Source organism: Gimesia sp. (assembly GCF_048260065.1).
In the GTDB taxonomy this organism is placed as follows: domain Bacteria; phylum Planctomycetota; class Planctomycetia; order Planctomycetales; family Planctomycetaceae; genus Gimesia.
Map to the genome: position 1 here is coordinate 65,463 of NZ_JBLXHC010000003.1, position 17,833 is coordinate 83,295.

The window sequence follows — 17,833 nt, forward strand, 5'->3', positions numbered from 1 at the left end:
ATTTATTCACCTTCTTTCATATCGAAGAGAGTTGGCTGTTCCATCTCTTTACTCTTCACTTCAAGCTGCCTACCAAAAAGAGAGCCATCTCCACTGCTCAATTGATGTAGAGTAATAGATTTACATAGTTTTTTCGGTGGTGATGTAGTTGTGGTAACAATATATTGATATGGGATATCGTCACCAATGCGAGCTTCTTGCATGAGTGAATGAGCAAGCTCCAAAAACTTCTCATAGATGCGATAATTCAAGTCGGCTTCTCGTGGACTGTCATGCAATAGGAATCCTGGGTGAGCGACTTCCGTCCGAGAACTCTCGATCATCAGTGCAATGTCTGCCAACAATACTGCAAGCGTCTCGTATGCTTCCCCAAACAGTAGATTACCTCTGTTGACACGAAAACCGATACTATCTTCTTCGATCAAAACAGCTCCATTGAATTCGGCAGTGATCGCTCCTTGTACAATTTTGTTGAAACGTTGAGCAAATGACTCCGCACGAATCCGCTGTTCTTCGACAACTTTGTGTAAACTTTCCTTCGTCGTCGCAAAATCATCTATTATCTTTTTCTCAGTTTCCTGAAGCGATTCTTGTTCTTCGTACTTAACGGTTCCGCTGAGAATTCCATCCCATTTCAGCAAATCATCAATTACGTTTGGAAGCCGCTTAATCAGTTCATTAAGCACACCACGTCGTTCCAGGAGCTTGTCTCTTTCGGCATTAAATTCTTCGAGTCGCTCACGCATTGAGTCGAGTGGTCTTTGCTGCTTTTCAGCTTTAGCAGTGAGTTCTACAGCCACTTGCTCTCGTTGAATGATCTCTGGGCTGGTCTCGGCTTGGTATTCTTCCAGTTGCTTGTTTAAGTCAGTCAATTTTGCCTTCACAATCGAACAGGCGCCAACCATGATTTGCGCAGGCTTGCACAAAACTCCTTCCATATCCTCAATACGCTGCTTCTGCTTCCTGAACTTGTCCACTTCATCTAGCATAACTTCCGTGCTCTCAGAGGTGACATCGCTTGCTGAAGATGTTTGCTCGCTCATCTCGGACTGCTCGAGATACGATGCAGATGCGAGGCTAATCTTCATGTTCAAGCTAGGAATCCGCTCATTGATTGTGTTGAGTTCGTTATTTAATTCTGCTTGCTTTTGTTTTGCTGATTGTATGAGCCCAAACATCTTCCCAGTATCGATAGGGCTATTGAGCGCATCCTGAACCTCATAAGTGTTTGCAAGGATTTGTCTGATACTATCAATGTAAAACCGTGGTTCGTCTTTCTTTCTCTCAATCTCGGCACGAATTTTAGGAAGATCAGCTTCAAGTTTTTCAAGTACCGCACGCAACTCACGTTCATTCGGATCAAAAAATCCAAGGATCGTTCGCACGCACAGGCCCGCATCAACCTTGGGTTTTGCGAACTTTGGTGTCGATGACTCACTGCGTGAATGTCGCCAATTCCAGAATCGGTCGTAACGACTCTCTTGATCTCGGCTGCACATCGCAAGTAGGTGAAGCCATTGAATTTGCTGCCCATTGGAAAGCACATCTCTCTTCGGCACCTTTTTGAGCAATGCTTCCTCAATTGCCAAAACAAAACTCTCATACTTCGATGTCTTGTCAGACTCGACGAGTTCCTGAATTGTGACGTTCTGCTGAGTAATATGTTTCCGTCGATTCCCCAATGGACGTAGGACTGCCCATTGGGAACCATCAAGTTCAATCAGAGCACCAACATACCCATCAGCAAAACAACTATTCACCTCTTCCATGATGTGAGACTGCCCGAACGTCTTCTCCCCCAAGCAGTAACGAATCAATCGACACAATGTCGTCTTACCAATACCATGACCAGACTCAAAGGCTTGGTCAGAGTCGTTCGATTCCCCCTGAATAATGTTCAACCCCATTGTGAATAGTAGGGGAGGTCGAATCTCCTCAAGAGGATCAATTGTCTTGTACAATCTAATCTCTTTCACCCATACAAGCGGGCGATTTCGATGGTTACTTGATTTTGGGATCGTTATTGAGTTCATGCAGTCCCCCCGACCAGTGTTTTCTGATGTTGCTGATGATCTGCCAACAACGCTTCTTTCTCTGGGGGAATTGGTGTGGCAGATTCCTGAAGCCCTCGTAATTCTGATGCTGCTTTGAGAACTAGCGAAATCAGTTCTCCATTGATGTGTGGATAGTCTTCACGTATGGAATTCCACTCTTCGCCACATTGCAGAGACTTGTTATCCTTTTTTACAATCGCCTTACGCAGTGAAAGCAACTCTATGAGATCATTCCACAGGAGCCGCTCGGGAGCTTGGATTTGCCGATTGGGAACTTGCCGACAAAGCTCAATCAATTTTATATTATCATCCCCAACCAATAGTTTGCTATGTCGCTCGAAGCCGAGAACGATGATGAGTGCGTCAAGATAAGCGGAGAGACGCAGCCCCGATTGTGCGGCGACTAGATCACATAGAAGACCACACAGGAACTTGTCGCTGTCGTTGACTGGAAATGTCGTGTCATCCCCATCCATGTCGAACAGTGTCTTGGCGACAATTGGTGTTGTTTTTTTCTTAGTCTTTTGCTTCCCTTTGGTTGTTCGCTTGGCCTTCTTATTTTTGTCGTGGAGACCCTGATTGACTTCTTCCTCATACCGCTGGTGGTTCAGCATGAGGAGTCTGTGTAACACCTCACGACGAGCTTCTTCGCTGATCGTGAAACGCAGTCCATCCGACGTTTGCACGAATCTATGGTCAAGTTCAATGTCTTGCCATCCGTATAAGGCTCCCATCTCCTCATCTATTCTCACCTGCAATTTACGACATAAACATACATCCCTTGAATTGTCTTTCGGATCGTGGATGCGATTAAGAAATGATGTTAGTCCTTCCATCCTTTCTCTCATGGAACTCTGACGATGTGAGAAATACTCGGACGATATTACAGAAAGCTCCCTGAGCACAGATGGTTCTTCGTAATCCCGCTGTATCGGTGAGATATCAAAAGGGAATGGAAATGTGCCGAATACATCTGCAACAGAGTATGAGATTGTGGTACCCAGTGTGCCACCAAATTGATTTGTCCACGCAAAATGAAAACTTGATGTTAGAACACCGAACACCGAGAACCACTCAAAAGAAATCACGACCGCCTTCTGGTCGAACATGATGTTCGCTCTCTGACGAGCGCAAGCTGCATATTTGCTTGTTTGTGCGATTATCCAAACGTATGATAGATCAGATATCGCTTCATAAAGTGGCTTCGCCTGTGCATCGTATCGCCACCAGAATTGTGCACGTCTTGCGCCAATCGCATTTCGTATGCCAGCCTTCTCCCTAGCAGGTTTTACCTTTACACGTACAATTTCTAGACAATGGGGATATTTCTCAGCCTGTTCCAGAGTCCAATCGAAGAAATTGATTGCCCACCGGTTCGGAGAACAATCGATAGTGCGTGCTATGTCTGCCCCGCCAAGATATGGGAATAGAATTTCGCTATACCTGGAATCACTTTCAATAATTCGATTAGCCTCCTCGGGGGTCATTAAGAATCCAACTCCTTGTAGGGATGTTCCCTTAAAAGCAATACCTCGATTTGAAGCCAATCTATGTGGAGTCCCTAATTCGGCGTGCTCGCTTAGTGTCGTTGTGATCGTCGATACCGTTCTTTCATCTAGCAAATACGATCCATCCCAATTGCCACGATAAAACCAAATGACTGAGACATACAACGACGCTGTTCCCGGCCATTTTTTACTAGCAAACGCCGAACGCAGTGATGCTCCACATAATTCAAGTTGGTCTAATCCTACCTGTCGAGTCTCGCCTTCTGCGATGGTATTTGTGGTTATTAGACCCGCTTGACCACAGCTGAGTAAAAGTGAGGTTGCACGAAGCACGAAATAAGCGCACAGATCAGCACTTCCAGTCTGACCAAGAGCCAGATGCTCGACAATGTGCTGGCGGTAATTCTTAGAAATCACATTTGTAATTTTTTGCCCTCCCATGAATGGAGGATTTCCAAAGAACGCATCGAATCCACCTCGTTTTACGATTACCTCAGGAAATTCAAGTGGCCAGTGAAACATCTTCTGTCCTCTTCGTTCCTTTTCAGCTTTTTCCTCGAACTCCTCGGTTGGTCCAGACTCGACGTAGTGCCCGCAGACATTGGCGTAATGCCGTACTCGCTCTTGTTTGTCCCTTACATCTTCGCCCCAGAACTCGCCAGCAACCAGCAAGTCTGCGGCGCACCGAAGTCGAGTAATTTTGTCTTCGGCTTCTTTAAGCAACTTCTCTTGAGCTTCGACATCCTCGACAGTATTCGACGACATGTCTTCCAACTTGATACGTAGCTCAATCGCCTCGGGTACGCCATCCAACCAAGGCCCAGAGAACAATGGCTCGTCGAGATCGTGTGGCCTCAGACTAAAGTGCCGCAATTGTTCGATGCTGTGCAGGCCAATCAACGAGTCACCGCAACGAATCGCATGATCGAGAAATTCAAAAGGCTTGTCTTTTGCCAGAGTCAGCAACCATAGTGACAACTTCGCCATCTCTATTGCCAGCGGGTTGATGTCCACTCCATACAAACATCGCTGAGCTACGACTCGCATGGCATAGGTAGTACATTCAGCGGGATCATCGGGAATGAAAGATTCGTTAGCTTTCCCGGTCGATGGTTGCCCTTCGGGTGTAATGCCAGGCACATCGGGGAATTCTTCTTTGGCTGCGTCCCAAGACTCCATGAGACGCTCCGACATGTAGCGAGCTGCTTGAACAAGAAACGCTCCCGAACCACATGCCATGTCGCAAATCTTGAGGTCGAGCAGTTCCGCTGCTGACTTCAGCTTCCACATTTCCTTCGGTTTCCCTTCAGCAGGACCAACGTAGACCAGTGGTTCCAACGTGTACCGCACGATAGGTTCGGTCAGGCTGCGAGGCGTATAGTGAGTTCCACTGCTGCGTCGATCAGTCCCTTCCGTGACGAACACACTTCCTTTGGGAATAACAACAGGATAGCCAAAGGTGTCATCTCGCAGTAAGCCTGCAAATGGGGATACTCGCTCAAATAACTCTTCGCTGTTACCACAAGCCGTGCGAAGTCTTCGTTCCTGCTGATCTTCAAGTTCTGTATCGAGATACTTCTCCCACTTTCGAGCGCTGCCGCACTCTTTCTTCAGGAATTCGAAGAATGATTTGTCACCTTTCTCTCGTTCCTGTTCCATAAGTTGTAACGCAACTTCGGGCTCCTTCTTCCCGATCAAGCCAAGCATCGGTTCTGCGGCACGTTTGGCAGTGTGATCGAGCAACCCCTCGTAGACGTGACCAATCTGTTCAATGTCCAGAGCACGGAAGCTTAACCTCCGAGCTTCGGCTGGCCCACCCCCTGGCAGTTTGACTTGTAGTAACTGTAAGGCTTCAAGCAGATGCAGTACCGTGCGATTATTGACCGGAAGCGGAGTTGCCTCCGTATCATTCCAGCTTGTTTTCTGCACCCGCCCTTCGAGAAATGGAAATCGGTCGGGATCGAACAATCGACCACCGTAAGCAGGCATGTAAACGTCGTCGTGAGCCAGTCCGCCATAGACCACACGGAAGGCAGAGAGTAACCTAGGCCAGGCATCATACCGACGTTCCAATAGTTCTTCGCCATGCTGATCGGCAATCTCCCGTAGTTGCTTAGAGATCACTGAGACCGAGTAGTTCTGTTCGTAGACAGGAAATGGCTTGGTTGGGATCAGTTCTCGTTCCTCGGCACAAAACAGGAACACCAGCCGCATCATCACATTGAGGGCCGATTCGTAAAGGACGGCCTCACCGACGCCTTCCAGTAATTCCCGTCCGTGGTCTTGATCGGCCTTGTCGAGAGACTGGATCAATACCTCGACGGCTCGCAGAACCTGAAGACCAAGCTGCTCGGTGACTTCCTGCTGGTTGGACGCACTCTTAGTCAGCAGGGTCTCAATTGTCTCGTCATCGGAGACGCCGAAGAACCGAGTCATTGAAAGCAATGTGCGAATTGCTTGCAGCGTGATCTTCTCTTCTCGCCACAATGAAGCGTACCAAGAGGCGTATCCGGTCGTCTCACCCTTTGGAGCATCCACCAGCATCCAGTGTTCGCCATTGGTGACGAGGCCCAGCCGAACGCCAGTAGCGTGCAGAAGGTCAGTCATTCGAGTATCAGGTGACGCCTTCCACCGAGAACCAGCAACATAGCTGGTGAGGTCTTGCGTGCGAGGATACTTCTTAATTAGCATCCGAGCCTTCTTCGTGGCTGGATCGTTCAGCACAATGTCAGGCTTGAGCAATTCGCCATGCTCAGGCACTTCGATGTGCAGCGTCTGCGGAATCGCCTGACCTTCGGCCAGTACACTTTCGTCAAACTCTAACGTTGTCGTCAGGACAAACTTGACCCAAGCATCGTGAACACTTGGATCAAACGATTTTTTCTGAAAGCTGTCGTCCCACTCCTCATAGGCTAGTCGCAGAAGCCGAGCATGTTCCGCATCGTGCGCAATAAGTCCCTGTGGAAACGCTTCCAACAAGACGGGCAGACTCAGGAATGGGCCTGAGACCGGCACAAGCGAAAGCCATTCTGCGTGATGACGTGCGATGGACATTGTCACTCACTTTCCTTGCCTAACCCGGCGTTGAACTGCTCAATTGTTTCGACCATCTCAACCACAGTGGCTCGTGTATGGGTAACTTCTGAAAGAGTGTCAAGCGAAAGGCCATACCGATGAAAATGAAGCGTTAGTGCAAGAACTACGAATCCCCAAACAGCGTCTTCCTCACCTTTAACTGTTGGCTCCAAAGCAGCCAACAGACGTTTCCATGATGGGGGATGGCTGTCTATCACAAACTTCTCACGAAAGGCCAAAGACGTAAACCATAATAGAGCAATGGCAACACCAAGATGCCGAACCAAGTAATCAAACTCATCTGCGACATCTACGCCGAGTATCCATTCGGCAGCAGTAGCATCAGCATCATATTCTTGCTGGATCGAAAGATCACTCTCAACACCGACATGTCCTAACTGGATATGGGCCAGTTCGTGATGGATGATAAATGCGAGTGCGTTCAAAAAAATCGTTTCAGAGCCAACTTGCACTACATTGGCATTGATATTTTCGAACGGTAAGGGGGCGTCTTTGGGAGCGTCTTTCATCACAACAGGAATACCGCTTCCCCCCTGTAAACGAATCTGGATGTCAGACTCAACTGCCCATTCCAAGAAGTCTCCAGCGACTTGAAGTTGATCACTAGAAAGCCCACTATCTGCTCCAGATTGGCGAACTGCATACTCTGTGAACATGCAGTAATAGGCGTAGCAATGTGCCCATAACCGAGCCTGACACCGCATTGTTACCCGCACGAGCTTCAAATTAGAACTGGCATAGAAGCCAATGCCATCTTCGTTCTCGTCTTTGCGGAATGTTACGCCTTCTGTAAGTATATTGAGTTCATTTGATCTCTGAGGCGTTATCTGCCTGAGTAACTCACGAACTTCTTCACCAAAGTCGTCGGCCATTATCCACCTCCATTCTGCTCAGCGTCTTGGCAACCAGATTGAATGTCCGGCAGCGCTGTTTCAACGAGGACTTGCCTCACGAAATCATCTCTCCGTGCAGTTTGATTCCAAACTTCTACCCAGTCATCATGCCATATTGCAGGAAGCACATAGAAACCCTCATGATCGCCGGACGCACCAAACATGGCTGCCTTACCTGCGAGCATCATCGCTCCTTGGAACCCCGCTACAAATGCGCCGATTAGTTCATGTCGAAGCGACAACGGCTGAGATGCCTGGATTCTTGCCGCTTCTGTCCACACTGATTCGTCAATCGTCACTTCGTTGCCCAGAAGCCGTTGCATTTCGGCGGCGTCTTCGCCAAACGCAGGTTGAGTGCCACCATCTGGATAAGTTGTCTCTGGCGGTTGCCTCACAAAGAGATGCGAGAAGAGCCAGTTATCGATTTGCCGGTAGAAGACAGGTTGACCGTTACTGGGAGATCGAGAAGAGATTCGGTCAAGCGGCGTGAAAAGGGTCTGTGTCAGTTTTGGACATACTTCGACACACATTTTATGTCCTATATCGAGGGCGATTCGATCACCCTCGGCAGGAAAAGTTGGCAACGAAAAACCGACCTGATTTATCGCAGTCAAGAATTCCATGGCCTCGCAATAGAGTAGCCAGCCCTGACGAGGAACTCGAATTGACGATGGCTGTGGCCCCCGTCGCCCATTGCTAAACTGGCCACGAGAAAACCTGGATTCGACTTGCCTTCCAACTGCTGGAAGTTCAGGAATCCGAACAGGAGTGATTGGTGCGTCGAGGGTGAGCAGAGAACTCCGGTCAGATATGTTTGACGGCAAGACTTGGTTCGTGAATGCTTCAAGAGTGCTAGTTTGGGATTCCGCAGCTATGCTGATACACGCTGACTTTGAGTCAAGGCGAGTCTCAAATTGTGCGTAACCAAGTGATTCGCCTTGCGCAGCAAAACCGAAGTCGATCCCAAGGGTTCTAAGAACGAGAGATTTGCTTATCACGCACCTCCCGCAAGTTTCTCAGGTACCAAGAACGTCACTGCAACGGGGAACATCCTTGCCTGTGGATTCGCAAATCTGGTTTTGATTGCCTCGGTCTCACGTTCGATTTCGCCGGGAATCTCCTGCGCCCTTGCTCGCATGGAGTTCTTGTTGCGTTCGAACTGATCCCGTTCAGGATCATCGAACAACTGTAATTGCTGGTAGTCGGGTTCGTTCAACTCTGCTTCAATAGCCTTCTTTAGTTCCGTTAGGATAGCCTTGATGTCTTTAGCTTCTTTCTCCGAACGTTCGTTGAGTCGTTTCTCCAGACCGCTGACACGATCCTTCATTCGGGCTTCTAGTGCGGAAGCCAGCGATGATGTAAGAGACGGATATAGTTCCAACAACTTTTCCGTGACTGAAGCAGAAGGCACTTTCTCTGTTCCCGCTATCAGTGCAGATTCGGTTTGTCCAACATTTAGACGACCACCCCATTTTCCTTCCTTAATGAGTCCACCAGCAGCGATGATCTCTTCATGCAGTCGGTAGCTGTCGCCGCCGATCACCACCAGCCGGGCATGGGCAATCATAGCTGGTGTGTCGAGGATGTCGTTTGGCACTATTCGGGCGGTCACACGCTGAAGCTTTGATCGACCTTTTTCTGCCCAGACTTCAGCACGAAGAAGTCTCAGGCACATCTGAGGCAAACGATGATTGAGGTGTACCAGCACCACATTATCTCGTCCCTTGCTTATTGACTCGCTGAATGTAATGGGGCGAATCTCTTTCGTGTGGGGATGCTCAAGACCTTCAGCACACGCTGCCCAGCTTCCACGCAATGGCGGTAACAGGAAGCACGGCTCGCCGTCTTCAGTCTTGGCTTGAATCAGCGCAGGCTGCCCAGCGAGTTGCAGTGCGACCGTTACAACTTTTTGGATATTTTCTGGTGATAGTCGCAGTTCCCGGCGTGTCTCTCGGTATTGCTCCATGAGAGCCTGTACCTGCTTGTGTAGATCACGCTCAAATCGCAGCATCTTGCGGATCGGTTGAGCGTCACGCTCAGCATCCTCGGTTTGCAGAGTTGATCGATGCCCCAACATCGCCTCTTCCACTTGCTGGGCGATGACGGGGCCGACTTTACCGAGGTCTTCACGAATTGTCTCGATCTTTAAGGCCACCCGCATCAGGAATTCAAGGTCAGCATCCAAGTCCGAAGCATGGCCGCTGAATTGCTGGTTGGCTCGTTCGTTGTAGCCCTTGCCGACGAAGTGATAGACCTGAACTTTGTCGGCCTTCTGTCCGTGACGATCCACACGACCATTCCGCTGCTCCATTCGGTTTGGATTCCATGGAATCTCGTAGTGGATTAACCGGGAGCAGAAGTTCTGGAAGTCGAGACCTTCCGAGGCTGCATCCGTGGCCAACAGAATACGAACAGGACTTTTCTCTGGATCAGTTTGAAAGGCAGCTTTGACCGCTTCTCGTTGGTCACTGTCCATGCCACCGTACATGGTCAGCAGTCGGTCGCCGCCACTGAAGCCCTCGGTGGCCAGCACTTCCTGCAACCAATTCTGAGTAGCCCGGTATTCCGTGAAGATGATGACTCGTTCTTTTGACCATTTACCGCCCGGCTTAATAGTCTCATTGAGCCACTGAATCAGGTGCTCTGTTTTGGAATCACGTTGGGCACGGGCACGATTTGCCCACTTCTTCATCTGCTTCAGTAAGGCAGCTTCCTGCTCATTCAATTCGGTAAATAAGCGAGTTGCAGAATCAAGGGCGTCAGTGGTCGCTTCGTCGTACTCGAAATCGTCGGCGTACTCTTCATCCATGCGGTCGAACTCACGTTGAAGCACGCTCATCCTCGGCTTTGAAACTGCTTTTCGCTTTGCTGACCGTAGTGATTCCTCGTGACGCTCCAGAGTGGTAAGGAAAGCCGCAGGACTGGAAAAGAGACGCTTCTTCAGAATTTTCAGAACGAACTCAGTTGCAAACCGTTCTGTGTTATCCGAAGCTCGTCTGGTTCGAAGATTGGTGTACTCACGGAGCGCTTGATGGCATTCACGTTCTTCGTTCGTGTAGGGAACTTCGATGGATTCGAGGACTCGGGGAGGGAAGCGGGAAGTGCCGTCCCACTTCTTTGCAAAAGTTGGATCAGTCTTCAGTCGCCTCACCATGATCGCTTCAAGTTGCTTGCGATCTGGATCTGTACCACGAGAAAACCGTTGGTTGTCCAACAGTTCCAACAACGCACTGAAGCTTTCACGATAGCCATTATGTGGTGTAGCGGTTAGGAACAGCTTGTGTTCGAAGTGCGGGGCAAGTTCACGAAGTGCCTGTGTCCGAAGTGAATCGGTTGCGTATTTTCCTCGACCAGAGGGAGCGCAGTTGTGGGCTTCATCGCAGATCATTAAATCATACTTACGAGGGTAAATCGCCTCGCCTTGTGCAGGCAGAGTCTCTCGGAACAAACGCAGAGGTCGTTCTCGCTTCAGAAAATCGATGCTGGTAATGAGGCGAGGAAAGTGACTCCACGGATTGGCGTGAATGCCACGGCGTCTTCGCAGGTCTCGCATCAATTCCGAATCCACGATGCGAAACTCAAGTCCAAACTTATCCCGCATTTGATCTCGCCACTGAATCTGAAGCGACGAGGGGACAATAATCAGCATCTTTCTGGCTCGATGCCGAATCATCAGTTCGAGAGCGACCATTCCGGCCTCGATAGTTTTACCCAAACCGACATCGTCTGCAATGAGAAGATTGACCCTCGGCATCTGAATCGCACGAACGACAGGATCAAGCTGGTAGTCCTCAATCTCGATTCCGCTACGGAATGGTGATTGGATATTCTTCAAGTCAGCAGTGGAAGCGGCCCCCCAACGAACAGCATCAAGGAAAGCATCGAGCTTATCAGGAGCGTCGAAGCCGGTTGGTTCTGGAAGAGCAACTTTCTCGATGACACGGGCACCGGGTTCGATCTCCCAAACAACCTGAAGCTCTTCACCGAGTCCGTCGTCTTCTACAGAAGAGAGTGTCAGTAAGTTTTGCGGGCCAGTGAATTCAGGCTTTAAAGCGACCGAGGGAAGGCTGCTGGGCTTGACGTTGTTCACCACCCACTGGCGGGAACGGACCTGCACGAGTTGTCCCTGTTCAGGTACGCTCAGCGTGGTGGATGTCATAATCATTAGCCCAAAGTTCGAATGCAACAAGTTGACCAAAAAGTATGACTACTATACAATAAGCCCGGTAGATGAGCAATCAGGAAGGAGCTTGAAATGCAGTTTGGCGAGAGAGTTCGGGAACTCCGTGAGTCTAAGAAGTTCACTCAAAAAGAGTTGGCTTGCCTACTTGGTGTGAGTATTTCCTACATCAGTAAGGTGGAGAACGAGAAGCTGCACTTCGGCGATTACCCGTCTGAGAAGTTTATCTACAAGCTTGCCACGGAACTTGATGCAGACGAAGATGAGTTGTTGTTGCTGGCCGATAAAATACCAGAGTCGATTCGTAAACGCATTCAGGACAACCCTGAAGCGTTCCGGCTATTGGCCACTATGACTGACAATGCTCTTGAGGCTTTTGTTTTGAGTCATCAAAAGTCAACAAAGCCAGCCAAGCGTTGAGGAAAACGAAGCTGATGCCAACGAAACTTCCGCCACATCTAATCGAGCTTCTTTACGACGCTCTCCTACAGTCATTCTGGCGTAAGAAGCCTATTCTTCGGTGGCTGTCAGCGAGGATTCGTTCTCACGAGGTCCATTCTTGCTTCTCGATGCAAGTCAATTGTATTTCGTGCTTGGAAATCTCGGCACGTTTCCCGATGTTCTGCGTCGAGTTTGGCGTCATTCATCACAAGAAGGAAAGGCATATCTATCTGTGTCCGACTTTGGGAAATGATAACGAAACGGAGTATAAACGGTGGAATATGCTGAGGGCGAATTGATGAAAATCCTCTTCCTTCACGGATGGCATAGCGTACCAGGCGGCGTCAAACCAACTTACCTGATGAGTCCCGGTCACACTGTAATAAATCCTGCCCTGGATGACGACGACTTCGACTTTGCCGTCCAAACTGCTCAAGCGGAGTATGACCAACACCACCCGAATGTGATTGTCGGTTCTTCCCGTGGCGGGGCCATTGCCATGAACATTGATAGTGGTGACACGCCTCTTATATTGCTCTGTCCAGCATGGAAGAATTGGGGGACAGTCACATCCACAAAAAGGAAAACAACGATCCTTCACAGTCGAAACGATGATGTCATTCCTTTCAAAGACAGCGAGGTACTTGCTGAAAATAGCAAACTTCGTGAGGGAGCGTTGATTGAGGTTGGCAACGATCATCGACTGGCTGATCCCAACTCCCTTGAGGCAATGCTGGGGGCGGCAATCGAATCATGTATTCCCTCAAGCACTGATGATCCTGAAGAAATGTTGCAACAAGAATGGGCTGGATTGTGCTACACGGCTTCGGTGCGCTGGGTCACCCGTCCTTTGAATTCTGATTGGGTTCTCGTTCATGGTAAGGTGGGACGAGAATCGGTGAGAAAGCGAGTTGACCATGCATGGTGCGAACTCGACGACCAAGTCGTTGATCTGACAATGTCTTTGGGAAATCGACGGTTCGATCGAGAAGAGTATTACCGAATCTTCGAGCCGGAAATCACCAAGATATATTCGTCCGAAGATGCAATGTGGCTGATTATCAAGAATAGGCATGATGGCCCGTGGGACGAATCTGAGCAATTGGATTAAACATGTACCTATCTGTTTCAAAGCAGATTCTTATGCGATTCTACTCACTTCGAGATAAGCCAAACAGCTTTTTGTGCATCATACTTCTTTGGCAAATCAGGGAACCTCGACAATGCAAAATTGGTAGTGGCGTCTCTACAAAGAGCTAGTCAACCATGCCAGATGCCACACTCTAGATCGTTGTTGAAATAATTCCGAAAAAATACCTTCCGAAAACGTGATTTCTAGAAAAGTGAATATCGGTGCGATACTGCCCTCGGTTATGTTTCTACCCCATAGTCATAACTTTACGCAAATCTATTCCAATCCTTGCTATTAGGCTCGATGAATCTATTGAGGATATTTAAGTACAGCAGAAGTTAAAATATTGCGACATGTTTATGTAGATGCATACTTCTTTGTACCATGCAATGAGGTGTATATCCTTGCTCTTCTAGGCATTTAGAATAGGCATAGTAAAGAACCCCCTTTATTGAATATTTATTGTAAGAATGAACAATAAAGCACGGTCTCATGGAAGCTTTATAACCATTATCCTGAACGTTGGCGGTAAAGAGTTTTATGGGTTTGTTCCACCGTAAACCATCTTCAGAATGAGATATATAAAACCCAGACCTATCTGGTAATGATATCCTGTGATTCTTATTTAATTCATTAAGTGCAAGTGTAACGAAGGTCATAATATAGATATCCCAAATTTCGACATATTGAACATTTGGAAGAGAAAAGTCGCAATCCTCTGGCGCATTATCAAATAATTCAACAAGTGGCGAATCAGGTTCAAGACCTTCGACATCAAAGCAGGCATTTTCTGGATTTCCAGATCGCTTGTACCATTTCAAAGGATCTTCTGGATCGCATTTTGCCATACTAATCACGCATTTACCAGGATTTTCAGAATTATCTGAAACACGAGTTAGGTCTGTGTAGTATGCATATAGTTCGCCAGTACGCATTTTGCATACCGATGGATCTCCAAGACCGAAATGATGGTAGTTATTATTTCGATCGCAAGTTTGTAAAACTACTCCCATTCGATCAAACGTTTTTCCATTACATTTCACAAGTCCTATTTTCCAGTCACGTTGTGAAATCTTTTCTCCTTCATATTCATGTTTCTCGCCATGATATAATCCCCACAGATCATTATGGCCATCTCGAAATATTGTGCTAACTCCAGCATAGTCTCGGTCAAAATCAGTTTCAGAATTAGTTTTTCTGAGAACCTTATTGATTTTGTTAATGCGCCCAATACTGTCACCCCGCATGAGATATGTGTTGTCATTTGCGACCATTAGCCATCTCCATTCAGGCTCTTTCTCAAGTACGACAATAGGCTCATCTGGAAAGTGTTCTAGGTGGGGCAAACCGTTATTAAACACTTTTGAATGTCTCGGAGAAATTACTACATTGAACATTATTTTAGGTTCCGTATACAAGAGGCTGAAAGATGTTAATGATCATGTGGTGGAATCATAGTCATTACATTTAGTGTCTAATCTCTTCTACTGATCCAAAAATGTAAAACGAAATATGTCATTTTTTTTACTTTCTGGATTTACCATCAAAGATCCTCCAGTTGATTTGTCCCTATCATGTTCATAATTCCCTTGAAAGAAACATGTCTTATTCTATTTAAATATTGCAAATAAATGTAATTTATTCTGCTTGCATAGTCTGGTGTCAGTTTCTTCATGCTTGTCACATTAACTGGCGGTTGTGGTTACTTTGAAAACTAGTTGGGGATCGTTCTTGGATTTGGTATTCCGATTGTTATCGCTGTGATTGAATACCACGTTATTGAGTTGTTAACGAAAATTCTGAAATCCAAGTCAGTGGCTCTGTACCTTGTGGGGCAGTTTCAATCACCCGCAAGCAGGAAAGAGACCATGACTGATATCAACGATGTGCAACCAACTTCACTGTCCCACCTGATTGGCCAGGAGCATGCCAAAAAGGTTATCGAAGTTGGGCTAAACTATGCTTTCTCTGAGAATCAACCTTTCCCGACTCCAACGCTGTTACTTGGCCCTCCAGGGATCGGCAAGACAGCATTTGCCAATGTCATTGCCCAAGAAATGTGTTCTTCATTCACAGAGACACTCGCTCAAAGTATTCAGTCGCCAGCCGACATGCATGCTGTTCTGTTGAGAGCCAGGGATAAGGATGTGGTGTTCCTGGATGAGTGTCACGAACTCGACAAGAAACTGCAAACGCTCCTTTATCTGGCGATCGACAAGAGACGGATCGTGGTCAATGGAAGTGGGCAGTCTCCGCAATCTATTCCGATTGCCGACTTCACTCTTCTCTTGGCAACTACTGATCCGCAACGGCTTTTACAGCCTTTGAAGGATCGGGCCAAAGTCATCATCAACTGCGATTACTATAAACCTGAGGAACTGGCGCAAATCGTGTGGCACCGCAGCCGGGCATTGGGGTGGGATGTACATGAAGCGGTCTTGCCGCTCATTGCAAAACGATCACGGGGAACGCCCAGAATTGCACTTCGACTGCTCAATTCGTGCTGGCGTTGTTGCCGGTCGGAAGGTGAAAAGAATGTTGACATCAAACATCTGGAGCAGGCGTGCCAGTTGGAGAAGATCGATGAAATTGGTCTCGACTCCACGGAACGCCGCTACCTGATGGCTCTGGGTAAAGGTCCAACTCGCCTGGGGGTTATCGCTTGCATTCTTGGTCTGGAATCGAGGGCGGTCAGTCACCACGTCGAGCCCTTTCTGCTACGGAGTGGTTTGGTCGTCAAAGATAAGAATGGACTGCGGGAATTGACGCAACAGGGGTATGAATACCTGTCGCATAGTCGTCCTGAAACAGACTGATTTGCGTTCGGTTTGTGTCTGATATTTATCTCAATGTGCCGTCGAATCGGTCTCCCCTATCTGTCCGATTCTTGTCGTCTTTTCCCCTGATCTTTGCTGGAGTTATGTCCGATGACTGACCGAAACATGTCTGATTTCAAGGAGTTTGTGAGCGTTTCCGAGATGGCTGCCCTGTGCGACCTGTCTCGACAGCGGTTTCATGAATTGATCGGGATTGTCTTCCCATATCCTGTCTATTTGCTGTCCAATCGGCGTCCGATTTATGACCGGAAACTGCAAGAAGTCTGTTTGAGAGTTCGCAGTACGGGACGATCAATCAATGGCGAACCTGTCCTCTTCTATCGTCGTCGATCGCAACAACCAACGAGAAAACAGCGAAAAGACACCAAGCCACAAAACGGCAACCATGCCGACCTGATCAAGAGCCTGGGGGCGCTGGGGCTGGCCCCACTCGATGATCGTCAGGTAAGTCAGGCTGTACGGGAGGTCTTTCCACAAGGAACTGCCGAAGTAGCTCCCGGCGAATTGATCCGGCAGGTCTTTCTCAAGCTCAAGTGTGAGAGAGATGTCTGATTTGTGGTGATGGATGTGACCGGAAGTTGTCGTTATTTTGTCAGACGATGATCTGGAATTACTTCCACGCTGTCAATCAGTCACGCCGTACCTTCAAGGCCAGCGAATTCAATTTCGCATAATGGTCAGATCACGAAATTCAAACCGGGTTTTCGATCCCAAGAGGCATTCCCCATGACAGAAAACCGCCCCAATGGCGCATCACAAAACGGAAAAGCGAAATCAAACATCATCTCTCAGATCGTGCGGATCATTCGTAAGGCAGGACTGGATTATGAAGACTGGCGTTATGTAGCCAAGCGAGTCCGGCAGGAATGTGAACTGCGACCTGCCAAGCGAAAGCAGAAATTGCCTAAGGTTTTGAACGCCGATGATTTCAGACGCTTTTACCAAATAGTCGATCGGGCGGACAACGTTGAGCACAGCCTGATGTTGCGGTTGTTATTCTATACCGGCGTGCGGGTCTCGGAATTATGCAGCATGGAAGTTGCTGACTTGGACCTGGAGAACTGCAAAATCAGAATCAACGACGGCAAAGGTTCCAAAGACCGATACGTTCTATTCGGAAAGAGTTTCGCCACCGCACTACGGACTCACATCGCTGCTCATTCAGAGAATCGTTGGCTGTTTCAAAGTAGGCGGAATACGAAGTTCTCGACCAGACGCATTCAGCAAATCGTCAAGGAATATGCGGAGGAAACAGGGGTGAAGGCAACACCACATACATTCCGGCATCAGGCTATCACCTGGCTGACCCGCCATTCCGGCATGGCTGATGCGGAACTTCAGTTGATCACGGGCCACTCTCGACGAGAGACGTTAGCTGTCTATCAACACATCGCTCTGGATGGTGAACTCGAAGAGCGATACCAAAAGGCAATGCGGGATGTGGAGTTGTAAACCCGATCTCAGCATGCCCTGCCCGCCACTGGCGGTCGGGGCTCGATCGATCTGTGCAATATCGAAAATTGTCTTCGACAAAAACAGGAACGGATTGATTCTGCTTTGACGGAACGAGGGAAATGGTCAGTAGTACGTAATAAATATTCAAAGATGGCGTCGTTTTGGTTTATTCATCAGTAGATGAACTTATTAGTTGCATCCCGCATTGCGTCAAGTTCCAGTGTCTCTCGTCTTGGC

General features: G+C 48.1%; 11 protein-coding genes. 5 read left to right on the forward strand and 6 right to left on the reverse strand.

The window, feature by feature from the left end; genetic code table 11:
• Nucleotides 1–2 precede the first annotated feature (2 nt).
• From ACN0YN_RS06415 to drmD, 5 genes are all read right to left on the reverse strand, one after another.
• Complete coding sequence (locus tag ACN0YN_RS06415; RefSeq protein WP_417384172.1) at nucleotides 3–2,033, reverse strand: hypothetical protein; 2,031 nt, start codon at nucleotides 2,031–2,033, stop codon at nucleotides 3–5.
• Nucleotides 2,030–6,616 carry an Eco57I restriction-modification methylase domain-containing protein gene (locus ACN0YN_RS06420; protein WP_417384173.1) on the reverse strand — a complete coding sequence of 1,529 codons (4,587 nt, stop codon included), beginning with the start codon at nucleotides 6,614–6,616 and terminating at the stop codon, nucleotides 2,030–2,032. Before ACN0YN_RS06420 ends, ACN0YN_RS06415 begins: the two co-directional genes overlap by 4 nt.
• A gap of 2 nt (nucleotides 6,617–6,618) precedes the next feature.
• Nucleotides 6,619–7,530: a phage exclusion protein Lit family protein gene (locus tag ACN0YN_RS06425; protein ID WP_417384174.1), complete on the reverse strand. Its 912-nt coding sequence runs from the start codon at nucleotides 7,528–7,530 to the stop codon at nucleotides 6,619–6,621.
• Complete coding sequence (locus tag ACN0YN_RS06430; RefSeq protein ID WP_417384175.1) at nucleotides 7,530–8,174, reverse strand: hypothetical protein; 645 nt, start codon at nucleotides 8,172–8,174, stop codon at nucleotides 7,530–7,532. The genes ACN0YN_RS06425 and ACN0YN_RS06430 overlap by 1 nt, the downstream gene beginning before the upstream one ends.
• A gap of 371 nt (nucleotides 8,175–8,545) precedes the next feature.
• Nucleotides 8,546–11,710 carry a DISARM system SNF2-like helicase DrmD gene (gene drmD / locus ACN0YN_RS06435; protein WP_417384176.1) on the reverse strand — a complete coding sequence of 1,055 codons (3,165 nt, stop codon included), beginning with the start codon at nucleotides 11,708–11,710 and terminating at the stop codon, nucleotides 8,546–8,548.
• Between the two features lie 96 nt (nucleotides 11,711–11,806).
• Here drmD and ACN0YN_RS06440 point away from each other — a divergent pair, with 96 nt between their 5' ends.
• Together ACN0YN_RS06440 and ACN0YN_RS06445 are read left to right on the forward strand one after the other, a co-directional pair.
• Nucleotides 11,807–12,151 (forward strand): helix-turn-helix domain-containing protein, encoded by a 345-nt coding sequence (locus ACN0YN_RS06440; RefSeq protein ID WP_417384177.1) that lies wholly within the window; start codon nucleotides 11,807–11,809, stop codon nucleotides 12,149–12,151.
• Nucleotides 12,152–12,446: 295 nt separating this feature from the next.
• Entirely contained in the window at nucleotides 12,447–13,283 is an 837-nt protein-coding gene (locus tag ACN0YN_RS06445) for an alpha/beta hydrolase (protein WP_417384178.1), read from the forward strand.
• 359 nt (nucleotides 13,284–13,642) lie between these two features.
• Here ACN0YN_RS06445 and ACN0YN_RS06450 read toward each other — a convergent pair whose 3' ends face one another.
• Nucleotides 13,643–14,701, reverse strand: a complete 1,059-nt coding sequence (locus ACN0YN_RS06450; RefSeq protein WP_417384179.1) for a hypothetical protein — start codon at nucleotides 14,699–14,701, stop codon at nucleotides 13,643–13,645.
• Between the two features lie 471 nt (nucleotides 14,702–15,172).
• On the opposite strand from ACN0YN_RS06450, the gene ACN0YN_RS06455 reads away from it, so the two are divergent.
• The 3 genes from ACN0YN_RS06455 to ACN0YN_RS06465 all read left to right on the forward strand — a co-directional run bounded on the left by ACN0YN_RS06455 (nucleotide 15,173) and on the right by ACN0YN_RS06465 (nucleotide 17,593).
• Nucleotides 15,173–16,120 (forward strand): Holliday junction DNA helicase RuvB C-terminal domain-containing protein, encoded by a 948-nt coding sequence (locus ACN0YN_RS06455; protein WP_417384180.1) that lies wholly within the window; start codon nucleotides 15,173–15,175, stop codon nucleotides 16,118–16,120.
• A 111-nt stretch (nucleotides 16,121–16,231) separates the two neighbouring features.
• A complete protein-coding gene (locus tag ACN0YN_RS06460; protein WP_417384181.1) occupies nucleotides 16,232–16,693 on the forward strand; it encodes a hypothetical protein in 462 nt (153 codons plus the stop codon).
• A 174-nt stretch (nucleotides 16,694–16,867) separates the two neighbouring features.
• On the forward strand, nucleotides 16,868–17,593 hold the full coding sequence (locus tag ACN0YN_RS06465) for a tyrosine-type recombinase/integrase (protein WP_417384182.1): 726 nt from the start codon (nucleotides 16,868–16,870) through the stop codon (nucleotides 17,591–17,593).
• Nucleotides 17,594–17,833: the final 240 nt, after the last annotated feature.

Excerpts from the sequence above, each read along its gene's own strand:
- ACN0YN_RS06455 (WP_417384180.1), top strand. The coding sequence starts at position 15,173 with ATGACTGATATCAACGATGTGCAACCAACTTCACTGTCCCACCTGATT.
- ACN0YN_RS06425 (WP_417384174.1), bottom strand. The coding sequence starts at position 7,530 with ATGGCCGACGACTTTGGTGAAGAAGTTCGTGAGTTACTCAGGCAGATA.
- drmD (WP_417384176.1), bottom strand. The coding sequence starts at position 11,710 with ATGACATCCACCACGCTGAGCGTACCTGAACAGGGACAACTCGTGCAG.
- ACN0YN_RS06465 (WP_417384182.1), top strand. The coding sequence starts at position 16,868 with ATGACAGAAAACCGCCCCAATGGCGCATCACAAAACGGAAAAGCGAAA.
- ACN0YN_RS06460 (WP_417384181.1), top strand. The coding sequence starts at position 16,232 with ATGACTGACCGAAACATGTCTGATTTCAAGGAGTTTGTGAGCGTTTCC.
- ACN0YN_RS06450 (WP_417384179.1), bottom strand. The coding sequence starts at position 14,701 with ATGTTCAATGTAGTAATTTCTCCGAGACATTCAAAAGTGTTTAATAAC.
- ACN0YN_RS06440 (WP_417384177.1), top strand. The coding sequence starts at position 11,807 with ATGCAGTTTGGCGAGAGAGTTCGGGAACTCCGTGAGTCTAAGAAGTTC.
- ACN0YN_RS06420 (WP_417384173.1), bottom strand. The coding sequence starts at position 6,616 with ATGTCCATCGCACGTCATCACGCAGAATGGCTTTCGCTTGTGCCGGTC.
- ACN0YN_RS06430 (WP_417384175.1), bottom strand. The coding sequence starts at position 8,174 with ATGGAATTCTTGACTGCGATAAATCAGGTCGGTTTTTCGTTGCCAACT.
- ACN0YN_RS06415 (WP_417384172.1), bottom strand. The coding sequence starts at position 2,033 with ATGAACTCAATAACGATCCCAAAATCAAGTAACCATCGAAATCGCCCG.